This is a genomic window from Mesorhizobium sp. L48C026A00, assembly GCF_000502375.1.
Lineage (GTDB): Bacteria > Pseudomonadota > Alphaproteobacteria > Rhizobiales > Rhizobiaceae > Mesorhizobium > Mesorhizobium muleiense.
This window is the reverse complement of record NZ_AYWU01000005.1, coordinates 210,784-228,524: the sequence shown is the minus strand read 5'-3', so window position 1 is coordinate 228,524 and position 17,741 is coordinate 210,784. Positions and strand designations below refer to the sequence as shown.

14 protein-coding genes and 1 pseudogene are annotated in these 17,741 nt (G+C 62.6%); 6 read left to right on the top strand and 9 right to left on the bottom strand.

The genetic code is table 11. The features are described from left to right. Window positions 1–102: 102 nt before the first annotated feature. The 7 genes from X738_RS53430 to X738_RS53400 all read right to left on the bottom strand — a co-directional run bounded on the left by X738_RS53430 (window position 103) and on the right by X738_RS53400 (window position 7,313). Window positions 103–888 carry an SDR family oxidoreductase gene (locus X738_RS53430; protein WP_031254617.1) on the bottom strand — a complete coding sequence of 262 codons (786 nt, stop codon included), beginning with the start codon at window positions 886–888 and terminating at the stop codon, window positions 103–105. A 13-nt stretch (window positions 889–901) separates the two neighbouring features. Then, window positions 902–1,897, bottom strand: coding sequence for an ABC transporter permease (locus X738_RS53425; protein WP_031254616.1), 996 nt, complete (start codon window positions 1,895–1,897; stop codon window positions 902–904). 136 nt (window positions 1,898–2,033) lie between these two features. Further along, window positions 2,034–3,074: a sugar ABC transporter substrate-binding protein gene (locus X738_RS53420; protein ID WP_023798316.1), complete on the bottom strand. Its 1,041-nt coding sequence runs from the start codon at window positions 3,072–3,074 to the stop codon at window positions 2,034–2,036. A 40-nt stretch (window positions 3,075–3,114) separates the two neighbouring features. Then, window positions 3,115–3,879, bottom strand: coding sequence for an ATP-binding cassette domain-containing protein (locus tag X738_RS53415; RefSeq protein WP_023798315.1), 765 nt, complete (start codon window positions 3,877–3,879; stop codon window positions 3,115–3,117). Next, window positions 3,876–5,063, bottom strand: coding sequence for an ROK family transcriptional regulator (locus X738_RS53410; RefSeq protein ID WP_023798314.1), 1,188 nt, complete (start codon window positions 5,061–5,063; stop codon window positions 3,876–3,878). The genes X738_RS53415 and X738_RS53410 overlap by 4 nt, the downstream gene beginning before the upstream one ends. Before the next feature lie 320 nt (window positions 5,064–5,383). Then, window positions 5,384–6,673, bottom strand: a complete 1,290-nt coding sequence (locus X738_RS53405) for a M23 family metallopeptidase (RefSeq protein WP_023798313.1) — start codon at window positions 6,671–6,673, stop codon at window positions 5,384–5,386. A 172-nt stretch (window positions 6,674–6,845) separates the two neighbouring features. Next, window positions 6,846–7,313, bottom strand: coding sequence for a peroxiredoxin (locus X738_RS53400; RefSeq protein WP_023798312.1), 468 nt, complete (start codon window positions 7,311–7,313; stop codon window positions 6,846–6,848). A gap of 95 nt (window positions 7,314–7,408) precedes the next feature. On the opposite strand from X738_RS53400, the gene X738_RS53395 reads away from it, so the two are divergent. Continuing rightward, entirely contained in the window at window positions 7,409–10,783 is a 3,375-nt protein-coding gene (locus X738_RS53395) for a YhdP family protein (RefSeq protein WP_023798311.1), read from the top strand. Window positions 10,784–10,974: 191 nt separating this feature from the next. Here X738_RS53395 and X738_RS53390 read toward each other — a convergent pair whose 3' ends face one another. Continuing rightward, window positions 10,975–12,705 carry an adenylate/guanylate cyclase domain-containing protein gene (locus X738_RS53390; RefSeq protein ID WP_023798310.1) on the bottom strand — a complete coding sequence of 577 codons (1,731 nt, stop codon included), beginning with the start codon at window positions 12,703–12,705 and terminating at the stop codon, window positions 10,975–10,977. 573 nt (window positions 12,706–13,278) lie between these two features. Between X738_RS53390 and X738_RS53385 the strand changes: the two genes are divergently transcribed. Both X738_RS53385 and X738_RS85960 read left to right on the top strand, forming a co-directional pair. After that, window positions 13,279–15,168, top strand: coding sequence for an adenylate/guanylate cyclase domain-containing protein (locus X738_RS53385; RefSeq protein ID WP_023798309.1), 1,890 nt, complete (start codon window positions 13,279–13,281; stop codon window positions 15,166–15,168). Between the two features lie 412 nt (window positions 15,169–15,580). Beyond that, complete coding sequence (locus X738_RS85960) at window positions 15,581–15,988, top strand: nuclear transport factor 2 family protein (RefSeq protein ID WP_023798308.1); 408 nt, start codon at window positions 15,581–15,583, stop codon at window positions 15,986–15,988. A 162-nt stretch (window positions 15,989–16,150) separates the two neighbouring features. On the opposite strand, the pseudogene X738_RS86890 reads toward X738_RS85960, so the two are convergent. Next, window positions 16,151–16,382: pseudogene (locus tag X738_RS86890) on the bottom strand (sulfite exporter TauE/SafE family protein); the annotation flags it as partial. A gap of 168 nt (window positions 16,383–16,550) precedes the next feature. Here X738_RS86890 and X738_RS53375 point away from each other — a divergent pair. From X738_RS53375 to X738_RS53365, 3 genes are all read left to right on the top strand, one after another. Beyond that, window positions 16,551–16,997 (top strand): thiosulfate oxidation carrier protein SoxY, encoded by a 447-nt coding sequence (locus tag X738_RS53375; RefSeq protein ID WP_023798307.1) that lies wholly within the window; start codon window positions 16,551–16,553, stop codon window positions 16,995–16,997. Between the two features lie 15 nt (window positions 16,998–17,012). Further along, window positions 17,013–17,339: a thiosulfate oxidation carrier complex protein SoxZ gene (gene soxZ / locus X738_RS53370; protein WP_023798306.1), complete on the top strand. Its 327-nt coding sequence runs from the start codon at window positions 17,013–17,015 to the stop codon at window positions 17,337–17,339. A gap of 90 nt (window positions 17,340–17,429) precedes the next feature. Continuing rightward, window positions 17,430–17,735, top strand: coding sequence for a c-type cytochrome (locus X738_RS53365; protein WP_023798305.1), 306 nt, complete (start codon window positions 17,430–17,432; stop codon window positions 17,733–17,735). Window positions 17,736–17,741 lie beyond the last annotated feature (6 nt).

Genomic DNA, 17,741 nt, shown 5'->3' with positions numbered 1-17,741 from the left:
GGCCCTTTGCTTGATCATGAAAACCAGCGTAGCTGCTGTTACCAGCTTCGGGTAAACCGATGTTGAAGTATTGGGCGGCGAATCGAGTTGATCGGGCGCGGATCATGGCGGAAGCAGCCGGAAATCCTTGCCTTCGGGCAGCAACTGCCCGCCATCGACGATGATGGTCGTGCCGGTAATGTAGCTGGCGTCGTCCGAAGCCAGGAACAGGAAGGCATTGGCCACGTCGCGCGGGCTGCCGAGGCGGCCGAGCGGGATGGAGTCCTCCATGTTCTTGATATAGGCGGCGCCGCGATGCAGCTGGATGGCTTCGGTGAGGATGTTGCCGGGCTCGACGCCGTTGACGGTGATGCCGTAGCCCGAGAATTCGAGAGCGGCCGAACGGATCAGGCCGTTGATGCCGGCCTTGGTCGCCGAATAGTGGCCGTGACCGGGGCTGGTGACGTGCGGGCCGGTGATCGAGGAAGTGAACAGCATGCGGCCAAAGTGCTGCGCCTTCATCGGAACGAGCGCGGCCCGGGCGGCATTGAAGCTGCCGCGCAAATTGACCGCCATGACACGGTCCCAATCCTCCGGGCTGGTGTTTTCCAGCAATTGCCAGGGATAGATGCCGGCATTCTGGACCATGATGTCGAGACGGCCGTGATGGTCGAGCGCCAGTGCTACGGCGGCCTCGGCATCGGCCATCTGCGAGATGTCGGTGCGGATGAAGGCAGCGCCGACTTCGTCCGCGGCCGCTTGCCCGGCCTCGACCTCGGTATCCGCCAGCACCAGCTTGGCGCCTTCTTCGGCAAAGCGCTGTGCGATGCCCTTGCCGATGCCGCGGGCGCCGCCGACGATCAGCGCGACCTTGTCCGAAAGTCTTCCGATCTGTGGACGCCCGGTCATGCCAGCCCCCCTCTCATGCCAGTCTTTGGCGGATGGTTTGCTTGAACGCGTCGAGCAGCACGGCGGCAAGCACCAGCAGGCCGTGGATCACCTGGGTGAAGTTGGCCGGCAGGCCCATGAGGTTGATCGCCGTGTTGATGGCCGACAGCAACAGCACGCCGGCATAGACGCCGGGCAGGGTGCCGACGCCACCCTTGAGGCTGACGCCGCCGATGACGACGGCGGCGAAGGCGTTGAACAGCAGGCCGACGCCGAGATTGGCGGTGGCGCCGGAGGTGCGGATCGCCAGCAGCCAGCCGGCAAGGCCGGCGATGGCGCCGGCGAGAACGAAGGCGATGACGAGGTTGCGGTTGACGCGGATGCCGGCGCGGAAGGTTGCTGTCTCGTTGCCGCCGATCATGATCAGGTGCCTGCCGAAGGGGGTCTTGGCCATGATCAGCGAGAACACCACGAAACACGCAATCGCGATCCAGGCGGTGAGCGGCAGGCCAAGCAGGCGCTGAATGCCGAACCAGCGGATTGCCGGCGCGAGGTCCTGTGCCGAGCGGCCGCCGGAAATGACCAGCACGAGGCCGCGCACCCAGATGTAGGACGCCAGTGTGATGATGAAGGCACTCATCTTCACCTTGACGACCAGGTAGCCGTTGATGGCGCCGATGATGCCGCCGACGACAAGCCCAATCAGCAGCGAAACCGGAACCATCAGCCATTCCGGGTGCAACTGAACGCCAAGGCCGATACCCGCCGAGCAGAACAGGATGCCGACCGCCATTGCACTGAGCGCCGCCACGGATTCGACCGACAGGTCCATGTGACCGGTGATGATGACCAGCGCCAGGCCGATCGACATGACGCCAAGCACGCTCGACGCCTCGATGATGTTGGCGAAGATGCCGAGCTGGAAATAGTTCGGAATGGAGATGGAGAAGACCACCAGCACGAAGACCAGCATGAACCAGACGAGGTTGTCGAGGACGAATTCGAGGGCGTGGCGCGTGCGGGGTGACATGTGCTGATCCGGCTGGCGCATCGATTCCCGGAAAGGATCACGCGCGGATTGGAAAAATTGCTGCAGCTTGCTCTGCGCGTCCGTTCGAACGCCCAGGGCTCCGGGCCAGCGCGGCCCGAAGCCTTGGGCGACTTTGCTATTCGACCGGCTTCACGGTGCCCGAGGGCGGCTTCATGTTGCCCCAGAAGGCCGGGTTGTCGACGTTTTCCTTAGTGATCGCAGCGCCGGGGATCTTGATGTTCGGTCCCCAGGCTTCAATCGTCACGGCCGACTTCAGGCCGAGCACATCGTACTCGCCCGGCTTGATCTCCTGCTTGTTGACGACCTTGTCCATGAACATGGCGACGGCGGCGGCCTGAGCGTAGAGCGGCTGCTCGACTTCGACGTTGAGCCAGCCCTTGCGGATCAGGTCGAGGCCGACCGGCGCACCGTTCGAGCTCATCAGCATGACGTCGCCCGGCTTTTTGCCAGCGGCCTCGAGCGAGGCGACGGCGGCGACCGAGAGATGGGCGGCGTGGCTGAAGATCAGGTCGATATCCGGGTTGGCGAGCATCTGGTCGTTGACGATGGTTCCGGCTGCATCCGCCGCCCATTGCATGGCCGGAACCGAGATGATCTTGACGTCCGGGAACGCCTTCATCTTCTCCTCGAAACCCTTCTGGATGTCGAGCGTGTAGGGGTCGCCAGGATCGCCAAGCACCTGGAGGATCTTGCCTTTCACCGATCCATGCTTCGCCTTCAAAAGCTTTTCGGCCTGATCGGCGGCAATCTGGCCGATCTCGACCGTTCCCGCCACCGAGGTGAAATCGGATGGCGTCGAGGTGATCTGGCGATCGAACTCGACAACCGGGATGCCGGCGGCGCGGGCGGCCTCGATCGACGGCTTCAACGCATTGAAATCGACGGCGGCAAGAATGATCGCCGACGGCTTGAGCGCAATGACGTCGTTCATCTGCGATTGCTGAGCGTCGGTCTTGTTGTCGGCGTTCAGCGTCTTCATCTCGTAGCCGACCTGCTTCAGGAACATCTCCAGAGCGCTCACCGAGCCGGTCTGGAATTCGTCGAGCAATGTCGGCACCAGGTAGTAGACGGTGCCCTTGGACTGGGCGAATGCCGGCGTGAGCGTGGCAAAGGCCAGTGCCAGGATACCGAAGACGGAAAGAAGTATTTTCTTCATGTCGTTCGCTCCTCTTGCGCCGGACCCCTCATTTTGTCCCTCAGCCTGCCGGTCCGGCACCGGCGAGCGTCTCTCCGGTGATCATGTCGATCACCGCGTCGGGACTTGTCTTGTTGCGCGCGACATCGCCGGCCACGACGCCTTGCCGGATCACCACGATCCGGTCGGCGACCTGGAAGGCCTGCTGCATGATATGGGTGATGATGACGACGCCGATGCCTTGCCTCGCCACCTGGCGGATCATGTCGAGGCCGCGCCGCGTCTGCTCGACACCGAGTGCTGCGAACGGCTCGTCGAGAAGCACGAGCTTGCCGCCAAAATGCACGAATCGATTGAGTTCGATGGCCTGCCGCTGGCCGCCCGAGAGATGCTCGACATTGGTTCTGAGCGAAGGGATGCGGGTGCCGGCGCTGGCCAAGGCCTTTTCGACCACCTGCTCCATGGCCGGTTCGTCGAGCACGGGAACGCCAAGGAATTTCCTGGTGATCTCGCGGCCCATGAAGAAATTGGCCACCACGTCGACATTGGTGCAAAGCGAGAGGTCCTGGTAGACGGTCTCGATCCCAGCCGCCTTGGCCTCGGCGGGAGATTTGGCGAGGAATTCCTTGCCCTCGAACAGCATGCGGCCGGAGGTCGGCTCCAGGCCGCCGGCGATGATCTTGACCAGCGTCGATTTCCCGGCGCCATTGTCGCCCAGAAGCGCCACCACCTCGCCTTTGCCGATCGAGAAGCTGATGCCCTTGAGCGCTTCGATCGCGCCAAAATTCTTGGTGACATCGTCGAGCACCAGCAGGGGTTGGCTCATGCCAGGCTGAGCTCCGCCCATGCCGCGATCCCCTTGCCTTGCAGTATATCTCGCCCGCGTTCGCGCTCGGCGGTGAATATCTGGCCGAAGCGCGGCGAAAGCACGCCTGAGACGGCAAGTGCGGCGGCCCCGCGCAGCACCGCATGCTGGCCGCCGCGTGCGACGGTGAGACGCGGCGCCGTGCGGTCGCTTCGCGCCGAGATCGAGTTGGCAAGCCTGGCAGCCGAACCGGCCAGCCGTTCAAGCAGATCGGTGGACGCCAGTCCGCCGAGGATGATGGTTTCGGGATCGAACAGGTTCTCGACGATGGTGATGGCGTTGCGGAAGATCGGCCCGACTTCGTCAACCCAATCGGCGTCGCTGATGTTCCGGCGCTGCAGCGCCTCGAGCGAGAGGTATCGTTCGAGGCAGCCGCGATTGCCGCAGGGGCACGGCTCGCCGCCCGGCACGACAGGGATGTGCCCGATTTCGCCGGCATTTCCCCAGGCGCCGCGTAGCGCGCTTCCGTCATGGACCATGACGCCGCCAAGACCGACACCGAAATAAAGATAGTAGTATTCGGAATACCCGATCCCGAGGCCATAGAGGCGCTCGCCCATTGCCGCGGCCGCCATGTCGGTCTCGAAAAACGCGGGCAGCCCGGTCGAGGCCTCCAGCCGTTCCCGAAGCGCCACGTCCTTCCAGCCGGTCATCGTCGTCGGGCCGACAAAGCTCATCGACTCCACGCCGAAAGGGCCGGGCAGCGCCATGCCGATGCCGAGAACGCGACCGCCCGGCCGCAGTCCGGTCAATTCAAGCACCATCGCGCCGATCAGATCGAAGGCATGGTCGGGCGTTGCGTTGGGGGCCTCGCGGTAGGCGCTCTCGATCACGTCCCCGCTCAAATTGATCAGCGCGGCATTGATACCCAGCGGAGTGACGTGGATGCCGACGGCATAGCCGCCCTCCGGGTTGATCCGCAGGGTCGCCGGAGGCAGCCCGCGCCCTCGCGGCTCTTCGCGCATCGACAGAACGTAGCCGTGTTCTTCCAGCTCGCGAACGATGGTCGAGACCGTTTGAACGGTGAGCCCGACCCGCTTGGCAATGTCGCCGCGGGCGATCGGACCGTGAAGGCGGATGGACTCAAGGACGATACGCCTGTTGTAAGGCCGCCCAAACTCCTGATTGGTCCCCCGCAGTGCCATGTCTTGCATCCCTGGGAGACTAGAGGGTGGCACCGAATATTTATTCAGTCAAATGGAATTCAAAAAGAATTTCGGCGTTCCTTCGCGCCCCCCTCTGTCCTGCCGGACATCTCCCCCACAAGGGGGGAGATTGGCCGTCCCCTCGGCCTTCGCCAATTTTCAACGTTCAAGAAAGGGCACTGTCGCCGAAGCTGCCAATCTCCCCCCAAATGGGGGAGATGTCCGGCAGGACAGAGGGGGGCGCTGTCCCGCCAGCATCGAAAAGGTCCTGCACCGACGTTCGAAAAGCCTACGACGTGCCAGATGCACCCCTGCAGCCACTAAAGATACCGCGCGACCTTCTTGCCGACCCTCAGGAAGCGCAGCGGGTCGATGGCCTCGCCATGGTGGCGGATCTCGTAATGCAGATGTGGGCCGGTCGAGCGGCCGCTGCTGCCGGTCTTGCCGATGGCGTCGCCGGCATTGAGCCTCTTGCCGACGGTCACGTCGATTTTGCTGAGATGCCCATAGCGCGTCGCAAAGCCATTGCCATGGTCGACCTCGACCATGCGGCCGTAGCCGCCGTTCCAGCCGGCCTTGACGACGACGCCGGGCGCCGTGACCTTGGCAGGCATTCCGGTCGGCGCCCTGAAATCCATCCCCGAATGCAGCGCGGCGGTGCCGAGGAGCGGATCGGGGCGCACGCCGAACGGGCTGGTGACCGAGCGGCCGGGCGCGGGGTTGGCGAGCGGCAGCCGTCGCGCCTCCGTCTTCAGCCGGTCGAGCGCGTCCAGCGCCTCGTCGAGTTCCCTTACCTTGCTGTCGAACGTCATCGAACTGTCGAGTGGTATCAGCGGACCGCCGGCATCGCTCTTGCCGAAATCGCCGTCGACCGGCAGGCCCGCCGCCTCGAGCGCCTGAGAAATCGCATCGGCGTTTTTGTAGGCGTTGTCGGCAAGCGTGGCGATGCGGGTGAGCTGCTGGCTCTCTATGGCCTTGAGCGCGGCGTTGATCGACACGAACAGCCTGTCGGCACGATCGGCCGCCGTGTCACTCGGCAGCGGATCGGAGCGGGTCGACCACAGCGAGAACGGCCTGGTGTCGCCAGCGCCAAGGTTGGCGCCGACGCTGGCAACCGCATAGGCCGGCGGCTGGGCGTCGGTCACCTCGGCGCGTTTATCCGGCATGGCGGACGCAGCCGGGCCTGCGGCAGGCGGCGTTCCGACGTCGCTCTCGGCGCGTTCGAGGAGTGGGCCGAGGCGGCCATGGCGCAGGCTGAGCTGGGTCTGTCGTTCCAGCAACTCGCCAACTTTGGTTTCCATGAGGTGCTGGTCGAGCAGCTGACGGCTGGTGATCCGGTCGACCTGGGCGCGCAGTGCGGAGATGCGGTCCTCATAGGCCTGCTGCATGCGCGCCTGCCGTGCCGTGGTCGCGCCGATCAGGTCGTCGCGCAGCACGAGATAGGAGGTCGCCAGCAGATAGCCTATCGCCATCGCCGCCAGCGCCGAGCCGCAAAATGCGGCAAGCCATGGCCGTATGGTGAAATGCCTGATCTCGTTGCCCCGGGCGATAATGACCGTGTGGGGCTCATTGCGCCTGCCAAAGACCGTTGACTGACTGGCTACGTTCACAGGACCAAGCTTTCGTTACGACACCAACGACAAGCTCGATTACACATCATTAAGGTTAACGGTCGGTTGCTGGCGCCCAGCTTGCAGCCCATGGGTTGCAGCCGGATTGCTTCGGCGCCCGTGCTTCACACCGGTTCAGGCCACAGCCGAAATTGACGTCCCGAAATCGACGTCAAAGCGCGCGCACGGCCTCCAGCACCGCCTCGGCATGGCCTTTGACGCGAACGTTTCGCCAGATCCGGGCGATCCGTCCGTCGCTGCCGATCAGGAACGTTGCGCGCTCGACACCCATATAGCGGCGGCCATAGAGCTGCTTCTCGACCCACAGATGATAGGCTTCGATCACCTTGCGCTCCTCGTCGGCGACGAGGTCGACGGTCAGATCGTATTTCGACTTGAATTTGTCGTGTTTTCGGACACTGTCCGGCGACAGGCCGATCACGACAGCGCCGAGCTTTTCGAATTCCGGCTTCAACTGCGAAAAGCCGATCGCCTCGTTGGTGCAGCCGGTGGTGTCGTCCTGCGGATAGAAGTAAAGCACGACCGGCTTTCCCAGCAATGACGCGAGGCTGAGCCACCCGCCGCCGTCGCGGGGAAGGTCGAACTGCGGCGCAACGTCGCCGACGTCGAGATCAGCCATATCGATGCCCTTGTTTGTGGTTACGCGCGAAGCCTCATCGATATATTGTCGCACCGGGAGTCGTCCACGGTCGAGTTCGTTCAACGGAAAATTGTGTGGATCAGGAGCAGCCGCAGCACGAGAAGATCAGATTCAGGCGTGATGAAATCACCGACCTGGGGGCCTTCCCGTCCGCGTGCCGCATACCGCCGCTCGGCCAGGGCCGCGGCGTTGGTATTCTTGCGCGGCTGTTTGCCGGCTTTTTGGCCCTTGTGCTGCTGGCCACCGCCACTGTGTATGCGATCGGCATGTCCGGCTTCGGCACCGAGCGGCTGCGGGCCGAGGCGGAAACGGCCATCGAGAAATTGGCCGGCGTCGACCTCGACGTCGCGGTCGGGCCGGCCCGTCTCACGCTCGACGGATCGAGCTTCATTGCGCTGCAGGTCAGCGACGTCAGCCTCAAGACCGCCGACGGCAAGCCGCTGGCCGATGCCGGGCGTGTCCGCTTCGGCGTAAGGCTGATACCGCTGCTTTCGGGCGAGGTGCGGCTTACCAGCGCCAGGATCTCCGACGCGCGCATCGTGATGTCGGCGCTGCCGTCGGGTGGCGACTGGACGGCGGCGCTGCGCAATGATGACGGCCTCATCGATCCGGACAGGCTGGCCGGCACGGTCTTTGCCAGCATCGGTCACGCGCTCGATGCGGTGCGCGAGGAGCAGATGCGCCGGATCGAGCTGCGCAATGTCGACCTCGTTCCGCCCGAGGCCGGGTTGGTCAAACTGGTCAGGATCGCGGATGCTACCGTTGCGCAGTCGGGGCCGGGCGGCATGGAGTTTTCATCCGACGCGGCCGTCGACGGCAGGGCACTCACCATCGCCGCCTCAGCCAGCCGCGATACGACGACGCGGCGCGTGACGGCGTTGGATGCCAGCGTCGAGATAGCACAGGTTGACCAGGCTGCGGCAGCGCCGGGCGGGACGCTTGGCGCGATTGCCCTGAAGTTGGCGGGATCGGAAGGATCCGGCGACGACGCGTCGCGGCTGACGGCCTCGTTGTCGTTCGCCGGTGCCGTGCTCGATCTTGGCACGCGTGGCTCGCTTCCAGCAGACGTCGATCTCGCTGCGACGCTTGTCGCCGGCGCAAACAAGGTCCAGGTGGACCGGCTGCAAGTGAGGACCGGTCGCTCGACATTCGAGTTCGCCGGTTCGATCGGGCCGAAGCCGGCGACTGGAACAGCGGGCGAGGAGCCGTCCTATCGCTACGACCTGACCAGCGACGGCTCGACGCTGGCGCCTTCGGAATCCTCCGAACCTGCGCTCGATTTCATCGCCCGGGTGGCCGGCGTCTTCCAGACCCGCAGCCGCAAGCTCGTGGCCGAGCAGATCGGGATCAGATCCGGGTCCGCCAGCGAGGCGCTGGGCACGGCTTCTGTCGAGTTCGCCAGGGGAAAGGTGCCGGGCATATCTGTAGCCTTCAACGTCCACGACATGCCGGTCTCGCATGTCAAGCAGTTGTGGCCCTGGTTTTCGGCGCGAAACGCTCGCCTGTGGGTGCTGAAAAACCTGTTCGGCGGCCGCGTCGTCGACGCCAGCCTGCAGTTCCAGGTCGTGCCCGGGCGCCTTGGCAACGGCATCCCGCTTTCATCGGATGAGATATTCGGCCGGTTCCAGGTCGAAGGATCGCGATTCGATACGGCCGGTCGTATTCCGCCGATACGCGATGCCGTCGGCGTCGTCGAATTCCACGGTAATGACGTCGACATCGCCTTGTCCTCGGGCAGCGTCTATATGGCCAGCGGCCGCACGGTGGCGGCAAGCAACGGCACGATGACGATCAAGGCGGCGAACCGCCCGCCGGTGATCGGCGCGCTCGATATCGATGTTGCCGGGGAGGCGTCCGCAATCGCCGAGCTCGCCTCCTACGAGCCGATCAATGCCATGCGCCATGTCGGCCTGCTGCCGGACGACCTGTCCGGCACGGTGACCGGCCACGTCAAGGCGGATATTCCGCTGCAGTCAGGCGTCGACAGCTCGAAACTCGATTGGCTGGTGACGCTCGATTACAAAGACCTGTCGCTGGGCAAGCCGTTCGAAGACCAAACGGTGACGGACGCGGATGGTTCGATCACGGTGGAACGCGAGAAGGCGGTGATATCAGCCAAGGCGCTGCTCAACGGCATTCCAGCCGAACTCGACCTGATCGAACCGCTCAGGGATGGCGGACCGCCACGCAGCCGAAAAGTGGCGCTGATGCTCGACGACAAGATACGTGCCGCCGCCATGCCTGGCCTGTCGGAGCTGCTTTCCGGAACCGTCAAGGTTGAGATCGACAAGAGTGGCACGGGCAACCAGACTGTTTCGGCGGACCTGACCAATGCCAGGCTGGACATTCCCTGGGCAGGCTGGAGCAAGGGCCCCGGCATTCCAGCCAATGTCACATTTGCCATGGCCAAATCCGGCGACACCACGACGCTGTCCGACTTCGACCTGGATGGAAAGACCTTTTCGATCGATGGCGGCGTGGTGCTGGTCAAAGGCGCCCTGTCCTCGGCGCGGTTCAGCAACGTCAAGCTGAACCGGGGAGACAACGTTGCCGTTTCGGTGAAACGATCCGGCAAGGGCTACGCGATCGACATCAGCGGCAGCGCGCTGGACGCGCGCTCGCTGATCAAGCAATTCACGTCCGATGTCGACACCGCCACCAAGGCCACGGGCTCCGACGCGATTTCGGTCAGCGCCGACGTCAATTCGCTGACCGGCTTCCACAACGAGACGCTGTCGAACCTGAAGCTCGACTACAGCGCCGCCGGCTCGAGGGTGAATGGGCTCAAGGTGAGCGCCACGGCAAGTTCGGGTGCTGCCATCAGCATCAGCAATACGACCGGCGCCGGCAAGCGCGCCCTCAACGTGCGGTCGGCCGACGCCGGCGCAATCCTGCGGTTCCTCAACATCTACGAGCATATGGAGGGCGGCTCGATCACCCTGGCGCTCGCCGGGGCAAGCGATGGGCCGATGAAGGGCCAGGTCGACTCGCATGATTTCTTCGTGGTCAACGAGCCGAAACTCGCCTCGCTCGTATCGACGACGCCGGCCGGTGACAGCCGCAGCCTCAACGAAGCCGTCAAAGCCAATATCGACACGTCGAGAGTGAAGTTCGAGCGCGGCTTTTCCGAGATCGAAAAGGGCGCCGGCTATCTGAAGCTGGCCAATGGCGTGCTGCGCGGCCCGCGCATCGGCACCACCTTCCAGGGCACGCTCTATGACCGGAACAACAACATGGACATGACCGGCACCTTCATGCCGGTCTACGGCATCAACCGCATCTTTGGCGAACTGCCGCTGTTCGGCGCGTTGCTCGGCAATGGCCGTGATCGCGGGCTGATCGGCGTGACTTACCGGCTCAGGGGCAATGCCAACAAGCCCAAACTGGACGTCAATCCGCTGTCGGTGATCGCGCCCGGAATTTTCAGGTCGATCTTCGAGTACCGGTAAGGTCAAAACCCAATCCCTTAGAGACCGAGTCTTGACATGGCCGGACTCTGGCTCGCCCCGGCCGAATTCACGCCCATGACCCCTGGACGGAGCCGCTCGCGCGCCAGTGCCGCGCGAGCGGCTTCGTCCTTGGGTGGGGGCCGGTCTTTTTGCCTGTCCCCGATTGGATCCGGTTCGTAGTCACCGGCTGGCTACAGGTTGGCAATACCGGCTTTCAGCAGTCCCTCGCGGACGTGCTGCACATCAGACTTCTGGGCATAGTGCAGGGTGGCGATAAATGAATCGAGGTCGAACTGGGGATCGAGCGTTTTGATCTTGCGCAGATGCGCCGCGGCCGCGATTTCGTCGCCGAGCCAGCCGTAGCAGGCAGCGGCGAAAGCGTGCTGAACCGAGTCCATGGTTGACAGATGCATGAAAGCTTCGATCGCCTCGCCATACTGGCGCGCGGCGAAATGCGCCTTTCCCAGATGGCTCCAGAACCTCTCCGGGTGGTGCGGGTTCAACTGCATTGCCTTGCGGATCCATTCAATTCCCTCTTCCGGCCTTCCCAGCCACGTCAACAACTCGCCTTGCTGCACCACCACGAGGTCGTAGTTGGGATTGAGGGCGAGGGCGCGCTCTTGATGGTAGCGCGCTGTGGTCAGCTCATTGTTGTTCACGTTCACTGCGGCGAGGATGCGGTGGACATCGGCATCGTTGTCGTCCAGCGCCAGCGCCCTGTCCAGCGCTGCCAAGATGTCGTTCCAGACGGCATCCCTGTCTTTGCACCAGTTATGGACCCAGGCCTGGCCAAGAATGCAGGCGCGCCAGGCATGGGCATGGGCATAATCGGGGTCGAGCGCGACGGCCCTGCCTATCAAGGTTTGCGCGCGTTCATTATCCTCAATCGTGCCTCGGTGATGCAGCACCTTGGCAGCAAGAACACATTCATACGCGGCCATGTTTGCAGGTTTCGCCCGCGCGAGCTGGTCCCGCTGAGCCGCCTCGACACGACCGGGCAGCGTGGCTGCGATCGCCGCGGTTACCTCATCCTGAATCGCGAATATGTCGTCCAGCTTCCGGTCATATTTGTCTGCCCAAATATGAGCGTCATTCGCCGTGTCGATGAGCTGAACCGTCACGCGCACCCTGTTGCCGATCTTGCGAACGCTTCCCTCCACCAGGTATTGGACGTCGAGTTTCTCGGCCACCTCGCGCACATTCACGGCGCGGTTCTTGTAGACGAAGCTGGAATTGCGCGAGATGACGAACAGTTCATGATGGCGGGACAATTCGGTGATGATGTCCTCGGTCAGTCCGTCCGCGAAAAATTCCTGCTCGGGGTCGCCGCTCATGTTGTTGAATGGCAGCACCACTATCGAAGGTTTCGAGATGGATCGCTTTGCCTCGACTTCTGGCAGGACATGACTGTCAAACCCAACGCGATAGAGGCGAACCGGGCGGCTGATGTTCTTTAACGTCTTCTCGCCCAAATCCTCCATGGCAATTTCGAGACGGTCGGCAATTTGGGTCGCCACCGCTGCGGTCACGCAGATACCGCCGACGTCGGCGAGTTGCTCGATGCGCGAGGCAATGTTGACGCCGTCGCCAAAAATGTCCTCATCGTCGAAAATGATGTCGCCGAGATTTATGCCGATCCTGAATTCGATACGCCGTTCTTGCGGCACATCCGAATTGCGCCGTTTCATGCGCTGTTGGATTTCCACGGCGCATTTCACGGCATCGGTCACGCTCTGGAACTCAACGAGCATGCCGTCTCCGGTGGTCTTGATGATCCGGCCCTTGTTCTTCGCGATGGCGGGATCGACCAGTTCTATGCGATGGGTCCGAAGGCGTGCGAGCGTGCCGGATTCGTCGGCCTCCATTAGCCGACTGTAGCCCGCCATATCGGCAGCCAGAATTGCGGCTAGTCTCTGTTCCATCGCCTGAACCAAAAACCAAGCCTATCCTTCCTGGGCTGCCAAATCCAGCAATTTGGGCTTAAAAGGCGGATCAGAACCTTCCGCTTTCCGCCAGGTGGCTGCGAACTCGATCGCATCGATGGCGGGAGACGCCCCGATCCGCGCGGCGTCAGACCGGAAACGTCCGACATGAACACGAGTTGGGACCATAGTGGCCGCACTCGCTGACGTCTGCAAATGGCGCTACCTTCCTGTTCGAGAAACCGGAAGGATTGACCCAAGTCGGCCGTTCCGGGAGGCAAGCTCGAATGTCTCGAAACTTGCGGAAATGGACTTAGGCTAAGGCTAGGCCATGCGCCGCTTTGCCACCCACCGATCCGTGGGGCTGCGTTCGACGACGGTCCTCACACTGCAAACGACTTACGGGAGGCACACGAACAATCGGGCTCACATGGGCATTCCACACCGAGGGACTGCCTGCGGCGATCAGTAGAAGCGTTGGATAAAACGCGGGTTCCCCTGAAGCGCTGTTGAGGTCGGTCATTTCATTTAAGTGCGACCAGTCCTATAATCCGGTGAGGTTAGGCCGAACCAATGGACCGCAAGCTTTCCGCCATTCTTGCTGCTGATGTCGTGGGCTATTCCGCGCTGATGGAACGCGACGAGGCTGGCACATTCGAGCGCCTTCGTGCGGGACGCAAGGAACTGTTTGAGCCGGAGATTGCCCGCCATCAAGGCCAGATTTTCAAGCTTATGGGCGACGGGATGCTAGCCGAATTTGGCAGCGTGGTGGACGCCGTGGAATGCGCCGTCTCGCTGCAGCGCGGGCTGGCGGAACGTAACGCCGCCGTTCCCGAGGACCAGCGGATCCGGGTCAGGATCGGGATCAATCTCGGCGAGGTGATCGTCGAGGGCGAGGACCGATATGGCGAGGGCGTCAATGTCGCGGCCAGGCTTCAGCAGCTGGCAGACCCGGGCGGCATCTGTGTCTCGGCAAAGGTCGCCAGGGAGGTTGAGAAGAAGCTGGCTTTCGGCTTCGAGCCGCTGGGCGAGCAGAAGGTGAAGAATATCGCCGAACCGGTGCAGGCCTTCCGCGTCATCCTTGAGGGACAAGCCCCACGCCAGCCAGCGCGGTCATCGCCTCCGCGCTGGGTTTTGGCAGCAGCAGCCGTGCCAGTCCTTATTCTGGTTTTGGCCGGGACGGTCTGGCAATTCTGGCCGACTGCGACAGTAAGTGGCAAACCATCGGTAGCGGTGCTGCCGTTCGACAACTATGGCGGCGACGAGACGACCGGACGCCTCGCCGATGGCCTCACTGAGGACATAATCACCGATCTGGCGGGGTTCCCTGAATTCCAGCTGATCGCCCGTAACTCGACTGAACAATACCGGGACAAACCAGCCGTGCCGAGTGAAGTGGGCAAGGCGCTTGGCGCAGGATTTGTGGTCGAGGGTTCCATCCAGCGTCAGACCGACCGCGTGAGAATTACGGCGCAGCTCATCGACGCCAAAACGGGCGAACATCTTTGGTCACAGCGCTGGGACCGGCCGGACGAGGACTTGTTCGCAATCCAGATTGAAATTTCTGAGCAGATTTCGAACCGCCTCGGCGGCGGCGCAGGTTTGGTCCAGGAGGCGGGCCGCATCACCGCCCATCGAAGGCCGCCCGAGAATCTCAATGCCTACGAACTCTATCTGCTCGGCACCGAAAAACTCGAGCAAGTCAATCAGGCGGATGTCGAGGAGGCTGTCAGGCTGCTCACCCGCGCGGTCGAACTGGACCCCGGCCTTGCCCGCGCTTGGGTCGAACTTAGCCATTCCCACGGTATCTTGACCGGTTTTGGGGTTGAACGCGACAAGAACCGGGCTCTCTCTGCCGAGGCTGCCGAGCGCGCTGTCCAGCTCGACCCGAGCGATGCCGAGGCGCATGCTGTGTATGCGATGATTTTGGGTGACAGAGGCGAATTCGAACGCGCCAAGGCAGAGTTCGATACCGCACTGCGCCTCGCTCCCGGCCAGTTCGAAGTTCTGACTTTCTATATCGATTGGGCCTCGACCTTCGGCGAGCCTGAGCGCGTCGCGCAACTGGTCGACAAGGCAGTCAGTCTCAACCCCGGTTTCCCGATGTGGAGTGCCAGGATTTTCGCTCACGCCTACTTCATGGTGGGCCGGTATGAGGATGCCCTGCGGATGCTGGACCGCTTGACGCCGGAAAACTATGGAAGGAAACACTGGGTGATGCGTTCTGGCGCGCTTGCGGCTCTTGGCCGAACTGAAGAGGCGAAGGTCTCAGTAGCGGACGCACTCAGGCGGTTTCCCAATTTGACCGTCGAGGGATTTATCAATCTGCCCGGATTCAATGAAGCGGAGCGCCAGCGGTTGATCAAAACGATGCGGCTCGTCGGCTTTCCTGACTGCGCCAAGGCGGAAGAGCTCGCGAAGATAGAGAAGCCGCTGCGCCTGCCCGACTGTGCTTCGCCATAATAGCGTTGAATGGCGGCCACGGACGACAAACGTCTCGAAGGGTCCGAGACACGACCTTCGTTTCACGGACCGCGAAAGCCCAGATGTGGCGCTCCTTGCCCGTTCCGGTAGCGACCCAGACGGCAAATTTCCACCCTTTTGAGACTTAGAACGCTCCATCGCGGTATAATCCGAGCCCATGCGCCGGCCAGCTCGGTCGCGCCAATTGCCTACTTTCCTGGCGCTTCTCCAGAGCCGACCTTCGCGCAAGGATTCGAGTCGACCCGTAGCTGACTTCCTGCGGAGAAGAGCGAAGGCAAGCTTCCTCGTGCGCGCGCACCGTGCCGGGTGTATGTTGCTGATATGGGTTTGGCCGACGCCCATTAGGCTCTCACGCGACCTAGCGGGGTCGGGTCAGCAACGGGAGGAAGTTATGGCAGACGTGACGCTAAGGAATCAGAACTCCGAGTTCGTTCGGCGCGGTTATGCCGCGTTCAACTCGGGAGACATGGACACGCTCACGCAAATCATCGACGAATCCTGCACGTGGCATACTCCGGGGAAAAGTCCGATCGCCGGAGACTACGAAGGCCGCGAGGCGACCTTTGGCCAGTTCGGCCGCTATGGCGGCGAAACCAACGGGACCTTCAGGGCCGATCTTTTGCATGTGATGGCGAGCGAGGACGGACGCGTGGTCGGCGTCCATCGCAATACCGGGGAGCGCAACGGCAAACGGCTGGATGTGCTCTGTTGCATTGTCTTCGACATCAAGAATGGCAAGGTGATTGACGGCCGGGAGCACTTCTACGACCTCTACGCCTGGGATGCGTTCTGGGCTTAGCCTCGCGAGTTATCTCGGGCGGCACGCGAGACTGCCCCGGGGTCCGGCCCGGATGGGTCAGCTCAGGGGCGCTACTTGCTCGTTGGGACGAGACCAACGACCGCTTCCCACCCTAACCCGTCCTTTTTCAGCCTTATCATGAATGTCGCGCAGGCTTGTAAATCAGACATTGCGCTGGCGCGGTTCGAGCGCTCCAGTTAATTCGAGCATCTGATAGCCGGCCAAGAGTGATCAGAGATCCGACAACCCGCAATGGCGTCCTTTCCCGCAATGCCTTGACCATCTATCCCGACAGCGGTGCCGCAATAACGCCTCCAGCGATCAGGCCGGCGACCGAAGTTGGGTAGTCGCAGAATCCGCCGGCGTGCTCCCAACGGCCGGTAAAACAGAATGCATTGGTTTAAAGGGCGGCCATGGGCACTTCCGCGAGATTGCTCCCAGCGGTTGTCGGTGCTAAATTTGGTAGAAGCTGCCGCACTGATGTGTCCGAGTGCGCCGCCTGCCGCCGCCGATGCGTTCTTAGAGTGGCCTAAAGAGGTGGCAGGGTTTGGAGACCGGGACGATGAGCTTGACGCGCCGCGATGTGTTGATCGCCGGGAGTGTGGGGTTTGCCGGGGTCGCGCTCTTCTCGCCGCTGAGCGCGCGTGCGAACGATGAAGCGCTGGATCTCATCGAGCAGCTCACCGGACGGACGGCCACGGTGTCGGATCGCCTTCACCTGATAATGCCGACGGACTTCCCGACCGGCTACACCGTGCCCATGAGTCTTTACATCGACAGCCCCATGACCGAGGCCGACCATGTAAGGCAGATGCGCGTGTTCGCGCCGCGGAACCCGCTCATCGAAGTGGCCAGTTTCCACTTCGTCCCGCAACGCAGTCTGCCCCGCGTGTCGACACGCATCCGGCTTGCCAAACCGCAACACGTCGTCGCTGTCGCTGAAATGAATGACGGCATCTTGCTGATGACCACGACGTGGGTCCGTGTCGCTACGGATGGCTGTGCCTGAGATCGGAGAGAGACAGTGACCACCCCGACACCACGCGTGATCGTGCCAAATGCTGCGGCGATGGGGGAGATTTTTCAGGTCAAGACCATCATCAGCCATGAGATGGAAACGGGGCTACGCCATGATGATCAAGGCAATGTAATCCCGCGCAAGATCATCAACAAGTTTGTCTGCCGCTACAACGAAACCGTGGTGTTCAGTGTCGATCTCCACGAGGCGATTTCGGCCAACCCGTTTTTCGAATTTTCCTTGTGCGCGACGGAAAGCGGCCGGCTCGATTTCGTCTGGGAAGAAGACGGCGGTGCCGTCTATGCATTGTCGCACCAGCTTACGGTTGGTTGAGATCGTGGGGCAGTTGAACTGCGCGAATTGTGGTGTGACGAGTTGGGTGGGAGCGTGACCGCAAAACTCCGAAACAGATGGGCGTTCAGCATGCGCCCCGTCGTGGGATGTGCGATCGCCACAGGCTTCGTCCTGCTCGTCAGCCAATCCGGAGCGGCGGCGGGCGCCAATCAAGGCGCTCAACTCGCCGCGACCTGTGCGTCCTGCCATCGCCTTGATGGCCACGACAAAGGCATTCCCCCCATCATCGGGCTCGGCGAGGAGAGGCTCACCAGCGCCATGCTTTCCTACCGGGCGAGCCAGAGCCCCAGTCACATCATGCACGCTATCGCGCTCTCGCTCAGCGACGAGGAGATCGCGAGCGTCGCGCGCTATGTCGCAGCGCAGGGAAAGTAACCCGCC